Below are 16,028 nucleotides of genomic sequence, written 5' to 3' on the forward strand. Positions count from 1 at the left end.
CTGCACGCCAGCGACCAGCCCAGTGGCGAAGCCGGCAGTTAGGAAGTCCCCAGTGGATCTGTGAAAATGGGTGAATGAGCACCCAGTCTCCGACGCCTCAGTCCCGTCCGTCCAATGCCGGGCCCCACAGCGCCCATAACCACAGCTTGCAGGGACAGAGCCTGGACCAAGCGCTCCAACAGGCTGGTTTCTACCCCCGGCTGGTGGCCGACGTCGTGGATGACGCCTTGGATGGCCGCGATTGCTTGTCACACCTGGTGCACCTTGAGACGCACTTTGATCGCGCCGAAGTTCGCCGTCACATCACCGTGCTGGTGCTCACGGAAGACATGCTGGTGATCACCCACGTTGACGATCAGCAGTTGGATGAAGCCGGGGAACAGATCGTCGCCCAGATTTCCACGGAGTCAGTACCTGTGGCGCAGATCCGTTCTGTGGTCCTTAGCTACATGTATTCGCAGCCGCAGGACTACAAGCCGTCGGATCCCGTTCGGGAAATGACGGTGTCCATTGCCTGGTCCGGTGGGCAGCGCCTGGACATGGGCCCGGCAAGCTGCGGTGATCCGCAGTGCGAAGCGGACCACGGCTACACCGGAACCATCGCGCAGGAGGACATCGTCCTGCGCATCAGTGCCGAAGCGGACGGCCTCCAAGCGGTCCAGGACGCCAAGGTCTTCGCACGCGCCCTTCGGGCCGTGAACACGGCAAATCCCACACCCGTCCCACACACCGGCATCCCCGCGCCGCGGCCACGTTCGGGGGTCTTCAGCAACCGCTTGAGCCGCGGACACCAGCGTTGAGGGTGACTGCACAGGAGCACACGCAGTCAACGTCCGGTACCGCGCCGGCCTCCGACCTCCCTGCGCCACCGCTTTTTGGGAGCAGATCGATCGCCGAAGTCTTCACCAGTGCTGCCGCGAGCATGGGCATCCCCGGATTTGCCAACCAGCTTCACCTGCCGGCCGCGCAACGTGTATGTGTAGTCCTCGCCGATGGCCTGGGCCGCAGCCTGCTCAAGCAAAAGGCTTCGCATACACCGTTCCTGCGTTCCATCCTGTCCGGCGGACAGGGCAGCGTCCCCAACTGGATTGATTCGGCTTTTCCCAGCACCACCGCGGCTTCACTGGCAAGCCTGGGTACGGGGCTTCCCGCCGGGCAGCACGGCATGGTGGGCTATGACGTCCTGGATCCTTCCCAGGACAAAGTCGTGAACCTGCTTGGCAACTGGGACGCCCACGTGGACCCTGCGCGTTGGCAGCCGCACGCTACCGTGTTCGAACGCATAGCTGCCGAAGCCGACGTCGTCACCGTGAGCCTCCCGCAGTTCGGCAGTTCCCCGATGACGCAGGCAGCCCTCCGGGGCAGCCGTTTCGTGGGCGGCACAAGCCTGCATGCGCGCACAGCCGCCGCAGCAGAGGCAATGTCCGGTGGTGGCCGCTCCCTGATGTACTTCTATGTCAACGAGTTGGACAAAGCCGGTCATCGCTACGGCTGCCAGTCCGACCGCTGGGAACACCAACTTGAAGAGCTCGACTCCACTGTCAAGAGACTGTCCGCCACGCTGCCCCCGGGAACCACCATCGTCCTGACCGGGGATCACGGAATGCTGGACGTTCCCGAGTCCCAGCGCATTGACTACTCAGCTGATGCTTCACTCGTTGCAGGGGTCCGCCACACTGCAGGCGAGCCCCGCATGGTTCATCTTTACCTTGAACCGGACGTTACCGATCCGCAGCGCGAGTCCCTGATCTCGGCGTGGCGTACACGTTTTGGCGAACGCATCTGGGCCTTCACCCGCGAGCAGGCGATAGGCGCTGGCTTGTTCGGTGATGTCCAACCAGAGGTGGCACCGCGGATCGGTGATGTGATGATCGCCGCCCGGGATACCTTGGCCCTTTACGATACCCGCAGGGTCCGTCCAGCATCGCTGGAAGTAGTCGGCCAACATGGTTCCTTGACGAAGGCGGAACGCGAAGTGCCGTTCCTTTGCTTCCCCGCAGCCGGCAAAAAGGGAAAACGTGGCTGAACTGGTCTTCTTCTCAGGCACCATGGACTGCGGTAAGTCCACTCTCGCCCTGCAAATGGATTACAACCACCGCGCGCGGGGCAGGGGCGGCGTACGTTTCAGCTGCAATGACCGTGCCGGTGATTCGAGGATCTCCAGCAGGTTGGGCCTCCAGACCGACGCCGTCGAGGTCCGGACCGATACTGATTTCTGGGACGAAGTGGTTGTACGCCGGACCAGTGGGCTCCGCGTGGACTACCTGATCTGTGATGAAGCCCAGTTCTATTCCGCTGCCCAAGTGGAGCAGTTGGCGCGCCTGGTGGATGAGATGGAGGTGGACGTCTTCGCGTTCGGGATCACCTCGGACTTTCGCACCACCCTGTTTCCCGGCTCCCAACGTCTGATCGAACTCGCTGACAAAGTACAGGTACTGCAGGTCGAGGCACTGTGCTGGTGCGGGCGCAGGGCAACTCAAAATGCCCGAACGGTAGACGGCATCATGGTGGTGGAAGGGGACCAGGTCATGGTTGGCGATGTTGCTCCCCGGACTGCCGGCGACGTCCCGGGCGTGGGCGATCAAGTTCATGCAGGGGAAGTTGTTGGCCATGAACCCGTGGTTGGCTATGAGACATTGTGCCGGCGCCATTACATGCGCCGCGTGACAGCCCACGGGGCCAACCTGATGGCCGGCGGAGACCAAACTCTTCCGTTCGACGTCGATGCCTGCCTCTGGCCGGGAGCAGGTTCCGGCACTGGCTTGACGCCGCGTTAGGGAGTAGTGGCCGCGGTGGAGGCTAGTCGGCGCGGCAGACGCTAGTCGCCGCGGGCGCCGAAGACAATCTCGTCCCAGCTGGGGATACTTGACCGTTTTGGACGGGAGGGCTGGCGCTCTATGGCTGCCTCAGTGTCCTTGTGCGTGTTATGGTCCCCGGCATCAAGGGATGTCTTGTCCTCTGCTGCTGTCTCTGAATGCGATGCAGCACGATCAGTCTGTGCTTGCGGGGTGGTGGCTCCACCAAGCAGTTCATCCAGCCCTGCCCGTTGCGTCTGGGTGGTCCCGGAATCGATTCGATCCGCATCTTTGGGATCAGGAGCGCTGGCCGCCCCCGGCTTGCGATCGGTTAAGGAAGTGACGGGCCGCAATGGGCTGGCGACAACGGTGATTTCGCGCGTCTCCGTGCTGACGCCGTCGTGGAGTTTCAGTGAGTCGTCGTCGTCTGAGTCGTGGTTCCGGGGCGCGAGGCTTAGCCGGGACAGCATGGACGGACGTCCTTCCTTCCGCGGAGGCTCAGCCACAGGAGAAGCTTCTGGTTCTGGTTGATCCCCGGCGGGTTCCTCGGCCGGGTGTTGATCTTCAACGCCGGAACGTGGGTGGGCTGCGGGAACGTTGCTGAGCAGGACGGCCAAGGCGTCGTCGCCGTCTTCGTCCACGCCCAGGCGCTGCCCCCGGCGTGAGCGGAGCATTTCCAGGAGGCTGTCGGATTCCTTCGCAGACGCGCGCGCCGCGGTTTCGGCGTCGGTCTCGAAGTCGAAAGGGCGGTCCGAGACGGCGGCAAGCCGGCGTGCCGGAACGGGCCCGTCCAGAGGCTCCAACTCACTGAGCTGCTGAGCCCAGCGGTTGGCGTTCTGCAGGGATTTCCGCTGCGGACTGAACGTCCACATCGCTGGTGGCTCCTCGCCGATGCTTCCGTGCGTACCGGGGACCGCTTCAAAGCGCGCGACGACGGTCCAGGAACCGTCCGATCGGCGCCAGGAGTCCCATTCAACCGTTGAAGAATCGATGCCGTGCGCGGACAGGCGGTGGGCCACCATTTCGCCGAGGGTCGCTGGATTGTCGCCAAAGGCGGAGCGATAGATGTCCTGGCCCGGGGCCGGAGAAGCTACTTCAATGTTTCTGGCCTGCTGCGCAACGTACTCACGCTCGGCCAGGACAGGGCCTTCGTAGCGCTGCACGTTGGCAAGGGGCAGACCGGCCAACTCCGCTACTTCAGCCGCCGTGGCTCCACTGCGGATTCTGGACTGAATATCCCTGGGGGACATGGCAATCGGGCTGTTTGACGCCCGCGCAGCGACCTGGGCGGGGGTCCTGCTCGTCGCGGCACGAAGTGCCTCGTCGATCGGAAGCTGGAACATCGCACCGCCGGGTCCGCTCAGGAGCAGATGCCCGCCGTCGTCGTGGACGCCTACCAGCCGTAGATCCTGCATAACACCCTCCACCACATGGCATAACTGACATTCGAAACTCTGCCACCCCCATTGCCCTTTTCCTACTAGGACAAAGGGCGTGCCGTGATATTCCGGCGAAAATGGCAGATTGCCGGGCGGATCCTTCCCCGCAATCCGAGCGCAATTTGCCGCCTCTGGACAATCGCAGGGCATGGGAGGACAATCTGGCCGATATCGGGCACAAATCCGGGGCGTCCGGCGTTACACCCTTAGACCGGCGGCGGGCAGTAAAATCCGCCAGGCCGGAATCCTACCCGGAGCAAGTACGGAGGACGAAGAAGGACCATGGCCACGGATTACGATGCCCCTCGAAAGACCGAGGAAGACGTCAGTGAGGACTCGATTGAGGAACTCAAGACGCGCCAGTCGGGGAAGCAATCCTCCGCGGTGGATGTCGATGAGACCGATCTTGCCGATGGCTTCGAGCTCCCGGGAGCGGACCTCTCCGGGGAAGAGCTCCTCATTCAAGTCATGCCACCACAGCCTGACGAATTCACGTGCTACAACTGCTTCCTTGTGAAGCACCGCTCCCAGATCGCCACCGAGAGGGACGGACACCTGTACTGCACGGAATGCGAGAGCTAGCAGTATCAGCGCCTTCAGGAGCCAGGCACGGGGCGGAACTGGTGCCGGCCGGGCGCAGCGTTAATGCCCGCCGTGCGCAGCGTTAATGCCCGCCCAGTCGCTAATTCCCGCCCAGCGCAGCGACGAGTTCATCCGGCCTGCGCGAAGACACCAGCCAGTAGGGCGTACGATCGGCGGGATCGGTGATCTCGATTTTCACTACGGCATCTATCCACCCGCGGAAGCACATGTAGGCGAGGCCATTGAGGCGGGTTCCACGTTCGGCGGTGGCCTCACCTTTTTTGAACGCCTCGGTGGTGCCGACGAATTTGCGGTCGATGGTGGCTCGCCCCACCCTAAGGCTGTCCCGCGTAACGGTGATGGTGGGTGTTGTGACCACCAACAGGGTAGTCATGACGGCCAGAAGCACTAGGGCGGCGATGATGCCCGCGGCGGCACTGATGGGTGCGAACATCAGGATTCCAGCGCTCGAGAGGCCCACGACGACAACCCAGATCCAGATGGTCGGCCATAATTTCTCGGTGAACAGCACCTCGGAGGCGGTATTCCGGGCAGGCATGGGGGCGGACTGGTCAGACGTAGGCATGGGTCCAGCTTATCGGCCCTTGGACCGGCTATATGCCCGGAGTGCCCGCATGGATGTGCCCCACGTAGAATGAACCACTGTGAGCAACGAGACCGCAGTATTCAGTAATGACACCACCGCAGCGTATGGCGCGCCCACTTTGGACGTTCAGCTGAAAATGCTCGACGCCGGGCTGGAAGCACCGTCCTACGCGCACCCGGGCGATGCCGGCGCGGACCTGCGGGCCCGCGAGGACGTGAAACTTGCCCCTGGGGAACGGAAATTGGTTCCGACGGGCGTTTCGATTGCCCTCCCGGATGGCTTTGTGGCACTGATCCACCCGCGGTCCGGACTCGCGACCAAACATGGCCTCACCGTTGTCAACGCACCCGGGACTGTGGACGCAGGCTACCGCGGCGAAATCGCGGTCACCTTGTTGAACACTGACCAAAACCAGGCCATTGAGCTCAAGCGCGGCGATAGAATTGCCCAAATGGTGATTCAGCGCGTCGAGTACGCACGCTTCGTGATGGTTGATGATCTATCCGACTCCGCCCGCGGTACGGGCGGCTTTGGTTCCACTGGCGGATTCAACGCACCGGTGGCCTGATAACCCACGGGGTTGCGGTTTACTTGGGGATAGACCACTACTAAGGAGACAACCCAATGCTTTTTGGGCGCGGTAAAAAGTCCAAGGCCGAGCGGCTGGAAACCGCTGGCACCGTCGAGGAAAACGACGCGGCTGAGGCAACAGCCCCTGCAACCGGCCCGTCCGGTACCAAGGGTGATTTCCGGCTTGGCAAAGGTCCTTGGGACATCGATGAGATCGAGGACCGCGACGGATACGTGGACCTCGGCGCTCTGCTGATCGCACCCTCCGACGGACTCCAGCTGCGGCTGGAGGTGGAAGAAGCTACCCAGCGCGTGGTGGCTGTGACCATGGACCTGGCTGGCTCAAGCCTTCAGCTCCAGGCGTTCGCTGCTCCGCGTTCGGAGGGTCTGTGGGACGAGATCCGCGAGCAGATCGGCCAATCCGTAGCCAGCCAGGGTGGCGAGACAGAAGAAGTAGCTGGAACGTTTGGCACGGAACTCGTCGCCAAGCTCCCCGCGGAAGCTACGGACGGCAGCCGGGGTTTCCGCGCTGCCCGCTTCATGGGCGTGGATGGTCCCCGGTGGTTCCTGCGTGGTGTCCTCGGCGGCGAAGCCGCACTGGACCGGGACGCTGCGGCTGCCTTGGAGGAGCTCTTCCGGCGAGTAGTGGTTGTCCGCGGCGACAATCCGATGCCTCCGCGCGAACTCTTGCAGCTGCGTCTGCCCAAGGACGCTGCCGCCCAGGCTCCATCCCACGTTCCCGATCCCGGTGCACAGCAAGGCGGTCCTGCCATGCAGCAGCCGGAGCGGGGACCGGAGATCACCCAGATTGGCTGATAAGCCAGGCTCGCCAGGACCGGCAGGCCAGCAGTCTCCGCCAGTGGGGGTTCGTGATCTCCCTGCCCGCGGCAGGGCCACCTGCACTGGATTCATCGAGTCTGTCACGCATCAGCCGCCAAGTGAGCAGCCCTTCTTTTCAGCAGTGGTGGTGGATGCGTTGGAGCACAGTTTCCAGCCCTCTGTTGGTGGCGGGGGAGTTAAAAGGCCTTATGCACGGTTGCGCGTCATCTGGTTGGGCAGGAACCGTGTACCCGGGATTGAAGCAGGAGTGGAACTGCGCTTGAACGGCATGGTGACGCAAGTGGACGGCCTGCCTGCGATGTTCAATCCACGCTACGAAATACTTTCCCGTCAGGAGCACCTATGACCGTGGCCAATGGATCAGAGCCGAAGGATTCCGCACAGCCTACGCCAGGCAAGAGTGAAGCCACTGCCACAGGATCAGCCAAGACCCCGGCGGTCGAAACCCCGGGGGTCGCGGATTTGGCTGCGGGCTATGCAGAGAAGGCAGGGCTTCAGCGCAACAGTGCCGGCCATGTAGACATGTTGAAGTCTGCCGGGGGAGTGCAAGGCATCGCGGAGAGTATCCTCCCGGGCCTCGTTTTCCTTGTGGCCTTCACTGTAAGCCGCGACTTGACGGTTTCCCTGGTGGCGGCGCTGGCGACGGCGGCAATCTTCACTGTTGTCCGCCTGATCCAACGACGCCCGTTGACGCAGGCACTCGCCGGTGTGGTCGGCGTCGGGATTTCTGCTTGGTTGGCCAACACTACAGGGAAGGCCGAGGACTTCTACGTTCTCGGCTTCTTCACCAACATTGCCTATATCGCGGGCATGGTGCTTTCCATCGTCCTCAAGTGGCCCCTTGCCGGGTTGCTGTTCGGATTCGTCCGTAATGAGGGTCTCGAATGGCGCAAGGATCCCGAACGCCTGCGGGCGTACCAGCTTGGCACCTGGATTGTTGTGGCGGTGCTGGCGCTGCGGCTGGTGGTGCAGGTGCCCCTGTACTTCCTGGGTGAGCCAGGCCTGACGGCCTTGGCTACTACCCGGCTCCTCATGGGTGCACCGCTGTACATCCTTGGCCTGTGGGTGGCCTGGCTTGTTACCAAGCCGGCACCTCAGCCGTCGAAGCCGTCGTCCTCGGCCTGATCCGCAACGTTGGCATCGCCGTCGCGGGGCCCTTGGCCTGCCATCGACGCCGGTGACAACAGGGCGCGCAGGCCGTCCTCTGCCTGGATGGTGGTGACGAAGAACAGTTCGTCGCCACCATCGAGGACATCGTCCCGGCTTGGGGTGATGGGTGCCTGATCGCGCAGGATGGCTACCAAGGTGGCGTCTTCCGGCCATTCGATTGCGCCCACTGTGCTCCCAATGACGTGGGAGTCGTGGGGAACGGTGAATTCCACAATCGAGGCGACGCCGGTCTGCAGAGTCAACAGCCGGACGATGTCGCCGATTTCCACGGCTTCCTCAACCAGGGCAGTCATTAGCTGGGGAGTGTTGACGGCGACGTCCACACCCCATGAGTCATTGAACATCCAGTCGTTCTTGGGGTTGTTGACGCGTCCAACAGTGCGCCCTACGGCGAATTCCGTCTTGGCCAGCAGGGACACCACCAGGTTCACTTTGTCATCACCCGTCGCGGAAACCACGACGTCGGCATCCTCAAGTTTGGCGTCCTGCAGGGTACTGAGTTCGCAGGCATCGCCCACCAGCCAGCGCGCACCCCGAAGGCCGCTGCGGCCAATGACTTCAGGCTTGAGGTCGATGAGCAGGATCTGATGGTTGTGGGCCAGGAGCTCACGGGCAATGGACGAGCCGACGCTGCCTGCGCCAACGATGACAACTTTCACTAAGACTCCTTGGCCGGTGCTTTGGCGAGGACGCGGCTGATCTCCGAGGTCCTGTCCAGGCTCAACATTGCGTGGACGGTATCGCCTTCCTGATAGGCCGTGCCCGGCAGGGGCAGGAGGCCTTCACCAAAACGCGTCAGGAAGGCGACGCGAATCCCCGCGGCAGCTTCAATGGACGTCAGGCTATGGCCGATCCATCCCTCGTGCAGGTCCACCTCTGCCAGGACGAGCCGCCCGGATGGCTCCCGGTAATCGCCGGCGAGGTGCTGTTCGGGAAGGATGCGCCTGAGGACCTGGTCGGCGCTCCAGCGCACGGCAGCTACGGTGGGAATGCCGAGGCGCTGGTAAATTTCGGCGCGTCCGGGATCGTAGATGCGGGCCACGACGTGTGCCACATGGAAAGTCTCACGTGCTACCCGGGTGGCCAGGATATTGGAATTGTCACCACTGGAAACTGCGGCGAATGCGTAAGCCTCTTCCACTCCGGCCTGCTTGAGTGTGTCCCTGTCGAAACCCACGCCGGTGACCTTGCGGCCGGTAAACGTGTTGCGAAGCCTACGGAACGCCCGCTCGTCCTGGTCGATGATGGCCACCGAATGGCCGGCGTCTTCCAAAGTGTGTGCCAGGGTTGCGCCAACACGGCCGCAACCCATGATCACGAAGTGAGCCACCGTGTCTCCTTATGTGTGTTTACCGTGCCGCTGCGTAAGACTTTACCGGTGCGATGGACGTAAGGCGGAGACCGCCGTCATGACATCGCTGGGGATTCAGAGTAGTTTTGCGAAAGTGTTGACAATACTGAATGCTGCGAAGCGTGTGTTGGTGGGCCGGCCAGTCCGGAATGACCGCCTATCCCACACCCTCTTGCCCAAACGCATCGCTTTGCCGATCTTCGCCTCGGACGCCCTGTCTTCAGTGGCCTACGCGCCGGATGAAATCCTGCTGACCCTTGCTCTCGCCGGTGTCAGTGCCGTGGCATTCTCCCCCTTCGTCGGCTTGGCCGTGATGGTGGTGTTGCTCACAGTGGTTGCCTCCTATCGGCAGAATGTGCACGCCTACCCATCGGGCGGAGGCGACTATGAGATCGCCAACGTCAACCTGGGCAAATATGCCGGGCTCACCGTCGCTTCGGCGCTCCTGGTGGACTACGTCCTGACCGTTGCGGTGTCGATGTCGTCCGCCGCCGCCTATCTCACCACGGCGATCCCTTCATTGCACGGGCAACAGGCGATGATCGCGACTGTGGGCGTGATCATTCTCGCCTTGGTCAACCTGCGTGGCATCAAGGAGGCCGGCTCGGTCTTTGCCGTCCCCACCTATATCTTCATGGCGTCCATTCTGGGCATGACCCTCGTGGGCATCTTCCAGGCCCTTACGGGACAACTGGGCCAGGCGCCGTCCGCCAACTTCACCATCGTGCCCCAGGCCGGCTTCGATGAAGGCCTCGTTGGACTTGCCGGAGCGTTCCTGTTGCTCCGTGCGTTTTCCTCGGGCGCCGCGGCCTTGACGGGCGTGGAGGCGATCAGCAACGGCGTGCCCAATTTCCAGAAGCCCAAGAGCAAGAACGCTGCCACAACCCTGCTGTTACTGGGCGCGATCGCCGCCGCCATGCTGGCCGGCATCCTTTACCTCGCCAACGCCACGAAGGTCCACATTGTTCTGGATCCCGCCAAGGAGTTCCTTCTTGATGGCAAGCCGTTGCCCGAGGGCTATATCCAGAACCCGGCCATCAGCCAGATCGCAGACACCATTTTTGGGGCAGGTTCCATCCCGTTTTATATCGTGGTGGCTGCCACCGGCGTCATTCTTGTTTTCGCTTCCAACACCGCTTTCAACGGCTTTCCTGTCCTGGGTTCAATCCTGGCGCAGGACGGCTACCTTCCCCGCCAGCTCCGCACCCGCGGCGACAGGCTGGCATTCAGCAACGGTGTGCTGGCCTTGGCTGCCGGAGCGCTGGTGCTCATCCTTTCGTTCAACGCTGATGTCACCAAGCTCATCCAGCTGTACATCGTGGGTGTCTTCATTTCCTTCACCGCCAGCCAGCTTGGCATGGTCCGCCACTGGGGGCGTGAACTGAAACTGGCGCGGGACAAATCGGTCCGCCGCAGGATCATCAAGTCGAGGACCATCAACATGGTGGGCTTCGGCATGACCGGGCTGGTCTTGGTCATCGTCCTGATCACCAAGTTTGAGCAAGGTGCCTGGATCGCCCTTCTGGCAATGTTCGTGCTGTTCCTCATCATGTGGAGTATCCGGGCACACTATGACAATGTTGCCAAGGAGTTGGCAGTTGACGAGGATTCATCGCCGCGCGCATTGCCTACCCGTGTCCACGCCGTACTGCTTGTTTCGCACGTCCGCAAGCCTGTTTTGCGTGCCCTGGCCTATGCCCGGGCCTCGCGGCCTTCGCGACTCGACGCGGTCACCGTGGATATCAACTCCGAAGAGACAGAACATACCGTCCGGGATTGGGAGAAGCTGGAAATTCCAGTACCGCTCACGGTACTGGCCAGCCCCTACCGTGAAACCGTGACTCCCATCATGGAGTACATCAAGAACATGAGACGCGACTCACCCCGCGACTTGATCGTGGTGTACATCCCTGAGTACGTCGTGGGCAAATGGTGGGAGCAGTTGGTCCACAACCAGACGGCACTCAGAATCAAGACGCGGCTCCACTTTGAACCTGGAGTCATGGTTGCCAGCGTTCCGTGGCAGCTAAAGTCCTCCGAAGAAGCAAAGGCACTGCAGGATACCCAATGACCTCCCACAGCATTTCACCCCTTACTGACACCAGCGGAGGCCAAGGTGCACCCGGCACCGAACTGATCGTTGACGTTGGCCCTGTCGCGCATGGCGGGCATTTCGTCGCACGCCACGAGGGCCGCGTCATCTTCGTACGCCACGGCATTCCGGGGGAGAAGGTCCGGATCCGGTTGACCGACTCCGGCGACTCGTCGCGCTTCTGGCGTGCCGACGTCGTGGAAGTCCTGGAAGCCTCGCCGGACCGCGTGCAACACTTCTGGAAGCCAGCCGATTCGCTGACGGCCTGGAAGCACGGGAACCCGCCCGTTGGCGGTGCCGAGCTCGGCCACATTTCCCTGCAGCGGCAGCGCGCCCTTAAGGCTGAAGTGCTGTCCGAACAGCTCAAGAGACTCGCTGGCCTGGACCTTGGGGTGGAGGTTGAGGGCGTGGGTGCGAACGACGACGGCGGACTCGGCTGGCGTACGCGCGCCAGCTTTGCTGTGACCCCCAAGGGGCGGCTGGGCATGCACGCCCACCGTTCCGACGTCGTGGTGCCCATCCGGGAGATGCCGTTGGCGCTTCCGGGAATCAACGACCTCAAGCTGTGGGACCTCGATCTCAGCGGGATAGCACGCGTAGAAGTGGCGACGCCTGCCAATGGCTCCAGGCCGCTGGTGCTGCTGGCGCCGGAGGAAACGACCAGTCCCAAGCGGCTGCACAGCGTCCTTTCGCAGTTGCCGAATGACGTCTCCGTAGCGAGCTTCGATCCCGGCAAGGGCCAGGTGCTGCAACTTCGGGGGCGGACCTGGGTGCAGGAATCGGCGGCGGGGCATGAGTACCGTGTGACGGGCGAAGGCTTCTGGCAGATTCATAAGGACGCGCCGGACACCCTGGTGGACGCGGTGACCGGCTACCTCGCAGGCGGAGGGTATCTCCAACCCGGTGCTGCGGTGGCGGACCTCTACGCCGGTGCCGGCCTGTTTACGGCTCCTTTGGCTGATGCGGTAGGCATTACGGGCTCGGTATTGTCCGTTGAAGGATCGCCCGGCACCAGCCGTGACGCGCGCAAGAACCTGCACGGAGAATCCCACGTTGAGATCGTGCAGGGACGAGTGGAGCGGGTATTGCACCAGCGTCCCCGGAACTTCGATTCCCTGGTCCTTGACCCACCGCGCGTGGGGGCCGGAAAAGCGGTGGTAAACCAACTCATGGCCTCACATCCCCGGGCAATTGCCTATGTGTCCTGTGATCCGGCTTCTTTTGCACGTGATCTGGGTTACTTCCAGCAAGGCGGTTGGCGGTTGGAGTCATTGAGGGCATTCGACCTGTACCCCCACACGCATCACTTGGAGACCGTCAGCCTCATCGTTCCCGCCGGTTAGGCCGGTTATCGCCCGCCACGCCACCGGTTGGCGGGCGATACGTGGGGTGCCGCATTTGGTGGAGCTGCCGTGCAGCCGTGCTTGAACGTGATCCATGCCACTACGATGGGCATAGTAGTCCCACATAGCAGCCCCGCTCCGCATGGTTCCGCGCGGGGGACAGGGGTTGACCAACTGAGAGTGCCGCCCGGCTAAGTAAGGTGCGCCTAACTGGCTAGCGGCCAACCACGCGACAAAGATGAAACTGTTGCGAGAGGAGTCCTGCCATGAGCACTGTGGACAGCTTCGGTTCCAAAGGCGTACTGAATGTAGCCGGCACCGATTATGAAATTTTCCGGTTGAACTCCGTAGAGGGCGCAGACAGCCTTCCGTTCAGCCTCAAAGTATTGCTTGAAAACCTCCTGCGGACTGAGGATGGCGCCAATATAACGGCTGACCACGTCCGCGCCCTGGCCGGTTGGGACCCCAATGCGGAGCCCGACACGGAAATCCAGTTCACCCCTGCCCGCGTCATCATGCAGGACTTCACCGGCGTACCCTGCGTTGTAGACCTCGCCACCATGCGCGAGGCAGTGAAGGAACTTGGCGGCGACCCCAAGCGCGTCAACCCGCTGGCACCCGCCGAAATGGTCATCGACCACTCCGTCCAGATCGACGCCTTCGGTAACTCCGGCGCACTGGAGCGCAACATGGAGATCGAATACCAGCGCAATGGTGAGCGCTACCAGTTCCTGCGGTGGGGCCAGACGGCCTTCGATGACTTCAAGGTTGTTCCCCCGGGAACCGGTATTGTCCACCAGGTCAACATCGAGTACCTGGCCCGCACCGTCATGACCCGTGAGATCGACGGCGTGCTGCGTGCCTACCCGGACACCTGCGTTGGAACCGACTCCCACACCACCATGGTCAACGGCCTGGGCATCCTGGGCTGGGGCGTCGGCGGCATCGAAGCAGAGGCTGCCATGCTTGGCCAGCCCGTCTCCATGCTGATTCCGCGCGTTGTGGGCTTCAAGCTCAGCGGCAGCATCCCGGCCGGCGCCACCGCAACGGACGTCGTGCTGACCATCACCGAAATGCTGCGCAAGCACGGTGTGGTGGGCAAGTTCGTCGAATTCTACGGTGAAGGCGTTGCCGCTGTGCCGCTGGCGAACCGCGCCACCATCGGAAACATGAGCCCGGAATTCGGTTCCACGGCCGCCATGTTCCCGATTGACGATGTCACCTTGGAGTACCTGCGCCTGACCGGCCGGTCCGAAGAGAATGTCGCCCTTGTGGAGGCCTACACCAAGGAACAGGGCCTCTGGCACGATCCTTCCCGCGAGCTGCGCTTCTCCGAGTTCCTCGAGCTGGACCTTTCAACGGTTGTTCCCTCCATCTCCGGTCCGAAGCGTCCCCAGGACCGCATCGAGCTGACGGATGCCAAGGAGCAGTTCCGCAAGGACATCCACAACTACGTCGCAATTGAAGACGGCAGCGTGGACGAATCATTGGACGAATCGTTCCCGGCTTCGGATGCTCCGTCCTTCACCCACGCCGACTCGCACACCACGGAAACGGCACGCGTTGTGTCCGCCGCCAACGGTGCGCAGGGCCGTCCGTCCGCACCCGTGCACGTGAAGACCGCAGATGGCCGTGAATTTGAGTTGGACCACGGTGCCGTGTCGATCGCCTCGATCACTTCCTGCACCAACACGTCCAACCCGTCCGTCATGTTGGCCGCTGCGCTGCTTGCACGCAACGCTGTTGACAAGGGCCTGACTGCCAAGCCGTGGGTCAAGACTTCCGTGGCTCCGGGCTCGAAGGTTGTCACGGACTACTACGAGAAGTCCGGTCTTACCCCGTACTTGGAGAAGCTCGGCTTCTACATCGTGGGCTACGGCTGCGCCACCTGCATCGGCAACTCCGGCCCGCTGGAACCGGAAATTTCCGAGGCTATCCAGGCCAACGACCTCTCCGTGACGGCCGTCCTCTCGGGCAACCGCAACTTCGAAGGCCGCATCAACCCGGACGTCAAGATGAACTACCTGGCGTCCCCGCCGCTGGTCATCGCTTACGCCCTGGCCGGTTCCATGGACTTCGACTTCGACACCGATGCCCTGGGCACGGACTCCGAGGGCAACGAGGTCTTCCTGAAGGACATCTGGCCGAACCCCACCGAGGTCCAGGAAGTCATCGATTCCTCGATCGACGAAGCCATGTTCGCCAAGGGCTACGAGGGCGTCTTCGACGGCGACGAGCGCTGGAAGGCACTCGACACGCCTGCAGGCGACACCTTCGCCTGGGCCGAGGACTCCACGTACGTACGCAAGCCCCCATACTTCGAGGGCATGAAGGCACAGCCGGACCCCGTCCAGGACATCCAGGGCGCCCGTGTGTTGCTGAAGCTGGGCGATTCCGTCACCACGGACCACATCTCCCCGGCCGGCTCCTTCAAGTCGGACACCCCCGCTGGCCAGTACCTCCTGGCAAACGGCGTGGAGCGCAAGGACTTCAACTCCTACGGCTCCCGCCGTGGTAACCATGAAGTCATGATCCGCGGTACCTTCGCCAACATCCGCATCAAGAACCAGCTCCTGGACGGCGTCGAGGGTGGCTTCACCCGCGACTTCAGCCAGGAAGGCGCACCCCAGGCCTACGTTTACGATGCCGCGCAGAACTACCAGGCTGCGGGAACGCCGCTGGTTGTCCTTGCAGGCAAGGAATACGGTTCCGGATCCTCCCGTGACTGGGCAGCCAAGGGCACTGCACTCCTGGGTGTCAAGGCAGTCGTTGCCGAGAGCTACGAGCGCATCCACCGCTCCAACCTCATCGGCATGGGCGTTCTTCCGCTGCAGTTCCCCGCCGGCGAGTCCGCTGCAACGCTGGGCCTGACCGGCACGGAGACCTTCGCGGTTGAAGGCGTCACGGCGCTGAACAACGGCACCACGCCCAAGACGCTAAAGGTAACGGCAACGGCGGAGGACGGCACGTCCAAGTCCTTCGACGCCGTCCTGCGCATCGATACCCCGGGTGAAGCGGACTACTACCGCAACGGTGGAATCCTGCAGTACGTCCTGCGTCAAATTAGCGGTTCTTGAGCTGACCAGCTCTGACAAGTGCCCCGTCAGGCTTCGGCCTGGCGGGGCACTTGTGCTTTGTCGGTTCGTACTCCGTCGTGTGTTTCCGGAGTAGGTTGGCACTGCTGTCCTGGCACTTGCAGGCGCATCGTCTTCGTGGTGCTGCCGGCATAGCTCTTTCAG

15 protein-coding genes are annotated in these 16,028 nt (G+C 62.6%); 11 read left to right on the forward strand and 4 right to left on the reverse strand.

Going from position 1 to position 16,028, the window contains the following annotated elements; translation table 11 throughout:
* The first annotated feature begins 74 nt into the window (after positions 1-74).
* Genes KSW38_RS04160 through KSW38_RS04170 form a run of 3 tightly spaced genes read left to right on the forward strand, consistent with a single transcriptional unit; the run spans position 75 to position 2,777 of the window.
* On the forward strand, positions 75-800 hold the full coding sequence (locus KSW38_RS04160; protein ID WP_216923064.1) for a DUF5998 family protein: 726 nt from the start codon (positions 75-77) through the stop codon (positions 798-800).
* Positions 797-2,026 (forward strand): alkaline phosphatase family protein, encoded by a 1,230-nt coding sequence (locus KSW38_RS04165; RefSeq protein WP_216923066.1) that lies wholly within the window; start codon positions 797-799, stop codon positions 2,024-2,026. The genes KSW38_RS04160 and KSW38_RS04165 overlap by 4 nt, the downstream gene beginning before the upstream one ends.
* Positions 2,019-2,777, forward strand: coding sequence for a thymidine kinase (locus KSW38_RS04170; RefSeq protein ID WP_216923068.1), 759 nt, complete (start codon positions 2,019-2,021; stop codon positions 2,775-2,777). Before KSW38_RS04165 ends, KSW38_RS04170 begins: the two co-directional genes overlap by 8 nt.
* 41 nt (positions 2,778-2,818) lie before the next feature.
* Here KSW38_RS04170 and sepH read toward each other — a convergent pair whose 3' ends face one another.
* Positions 2,819-4,210 (reverse strand): septation protein SepH, encoded by a 1,392-nt coding sequence (gene sepH / locus KSW38_RS04175; protein ID WP_216923070.1) that lies wholly within the window; start codon positions 4,208-4,210, stop codon positions 2,819-2,821.
* Positions 4,211-4,516: 306 nt separating this feature from the next.
* Between sepH and KSW38_RS04180 the strand changes: the two genes are divergently transcribed.
* Positions 4,517-4,816 carry a DUF4193 domain-containing protein gene (locus tag KSW38_RS04180; protein ID WP_216923072.1) on the forward strand — a complete coding sequence of 100 codons (300 nt, stop codon included), beginning with the start codon at positions 4,517-4,519 and terminating at the stop codon, positions 4,814-4,816.
* A gap of 100 nt (positions 4,817-4,916) precedes the next feature.
* On the opposite strand, the gene KSW38_RS04185 is transcribed toward KSW38_RS04180, so the two are convergent.
* On the reverse strand, positions 4,917-5,402 hold the full coding sequence (locus tag KSW38_RS04185; RefSeq protein WP_216923075.1) for a DUF3093 domain-containing protein: 486 nt from the start codon (positions 5,400-5,402) through the stop codon (positions 4,917-4,919).
* A gap of 79 nt (positions 5,403-5,481) precedes the next feature.
* On the opposite strand from KSW38_RS04185, the gene dut reads away from it, so the two are divergent.
* The 4 genes from dut to KSW38_RS04205 are packed head-to-tail and all read left to right on the forward strand — an operon-like array spanning position 5,482 to position 7,958.
* Positions 5,482-5,991, forward strand: coding sequence for a dUTP diphosphatase (dut, locus tag KSW38_RS04190; RefSeq protein ID WP_216923078.1), 510 nt, complete (start codon positions 5,482-5,484; stop codon positions 5,989-5,991).
* Positions 5,992-6,047: 56 nt separating this feature from the next.
* Complete coding sequence (locus KSW38_RS04195) at positions 6,048-6,809, forward strand: DUF3710 domain-containing protein (RefSeq protein ID WP_216923080.1); 762 nt, start codon at positions 6,048-6,050, stop codon at positions 6,807-6,809.
* A gap of 43 nt (positions 6,810-6,852) precedes the next feature.
* The gene (locus KSW38_RS04200) at positions 6,853-7,179 is read left to right on the forward strand and encodes a hypothetical protein (RefSeq protein WP_216923082.1); all 327 of its coding nucleotides are present in this window, start codon (positions 6,853-6,855) and stop codon (positions 7,177-7,179) included.
* On the forward strand, positions 7,176-7,958 hold the full coding sequence (locus KSW38_RS04205) for a DUF3159 domain-containing protein (RefSeq protein WP_216923084.1): 783 nt from the start codon (positions 7,176-7,178) through the stop codon (positions 7,956-7,958). Before KSW38_RS04200 ends, KSW38_RS04205 begins: the two co-directional genes overlap by 4 nt.
* Here the strand turns inward: KSW38_RS04205 and KSW38_RS04210 are convergent.
* Together KSW38_RS04210 and KSW38_RS04215 are read right to left on the reverse strand one after the other, a co-directional pair.
* A complete protein-coding gene (locus KSW38_RS04210; RefSeq protein ID WP_216923086.1) occupies positions 7,928-8,662 on the reverse strand; it encodes a potassium channel family protein in 735 nt (244 codons plus the stop codon). The two genes, KSW38_RS04205 and KSW38_RS04210, sit on opposite strands and share 31 nt — an antisense overlap.
* Positions 8,662-9,333: a potassium channel family protein gene (locus KSW38_RS04215; protein ID WP_216923088.1), complete on the reverse strand. Its 672-nt coding sequence runs from the start codon at positions 9,331-9,333 to the stop codon at positions 8,662-8,664. The genes KSW38_RS04210 and KSW38_RS04215 overlap by 1 nt, the downstream gene beginning before the upstream one ends.
* Before the next feature lie 115 nt (positions 9,334-9,448).
* Here KSW38_RS04215 and KSW38_RS04220 point away from each other — a divergent pair, with 115 nt between their 5' ends.
* The 3 genes from KSW38_RS04220 (at position 9,449) to acnA (ending at position 15,866) form a co-directional block, all read left to right on the forward strand.
* The gene (locus KSW38_RS04220) at positions 9,449-11,425 is read left to right on the forward strand and encodes an APC family permease (RefSeq protein ID WP_216923089.1); all 1,977 of its coding nucleotides are present in this window, start codon (positions 9,449-9,451) and stop codon (positions 11,423-11,425) included.
* Positions 11,422-12,789: a class I SAM-dependent RNA methyltransferase gene (locus KSW38_RS04225; RefSeq protein WP_216923091.1), complete on the forward strand. Its 1,368-nt coding sequence runs from the start codon at positions 11,422-11,424 to the stop codon at positions 12,787-12,789. The genes KSW38_RS04220 and KSW38_RS04225 overlap by 4 nt, the downstream gene beginning before the upstream one ends.
* 266 nt (positions 12,790-13,055) lie before the next feature.
* Positions 13,056-15,866, forward strand: a complete 2,811-nt coding sequence (gene acnA / locus KSW38_RS04230) for an aconitate hydratase AcnA (RefSeq protein WP_216923093.1) — start codon at positions 13,056-13,058, stop codon at positions 15,864-15,866.
* The last annotated feature ends 162 nt before the right edge of the window (positions 15,867-16,028 follow it).

It is taken from the genome of Paenarthrobacter aromaticivorans (assembly GCF_019038615.1).
Taxonomy (GTDB): Bacteria; Actinomycetota; Actinomycetes; order Actinomycetales; family Micrococcaceae; genus Arthrobacter; species Arthrobacter aromaticivorans.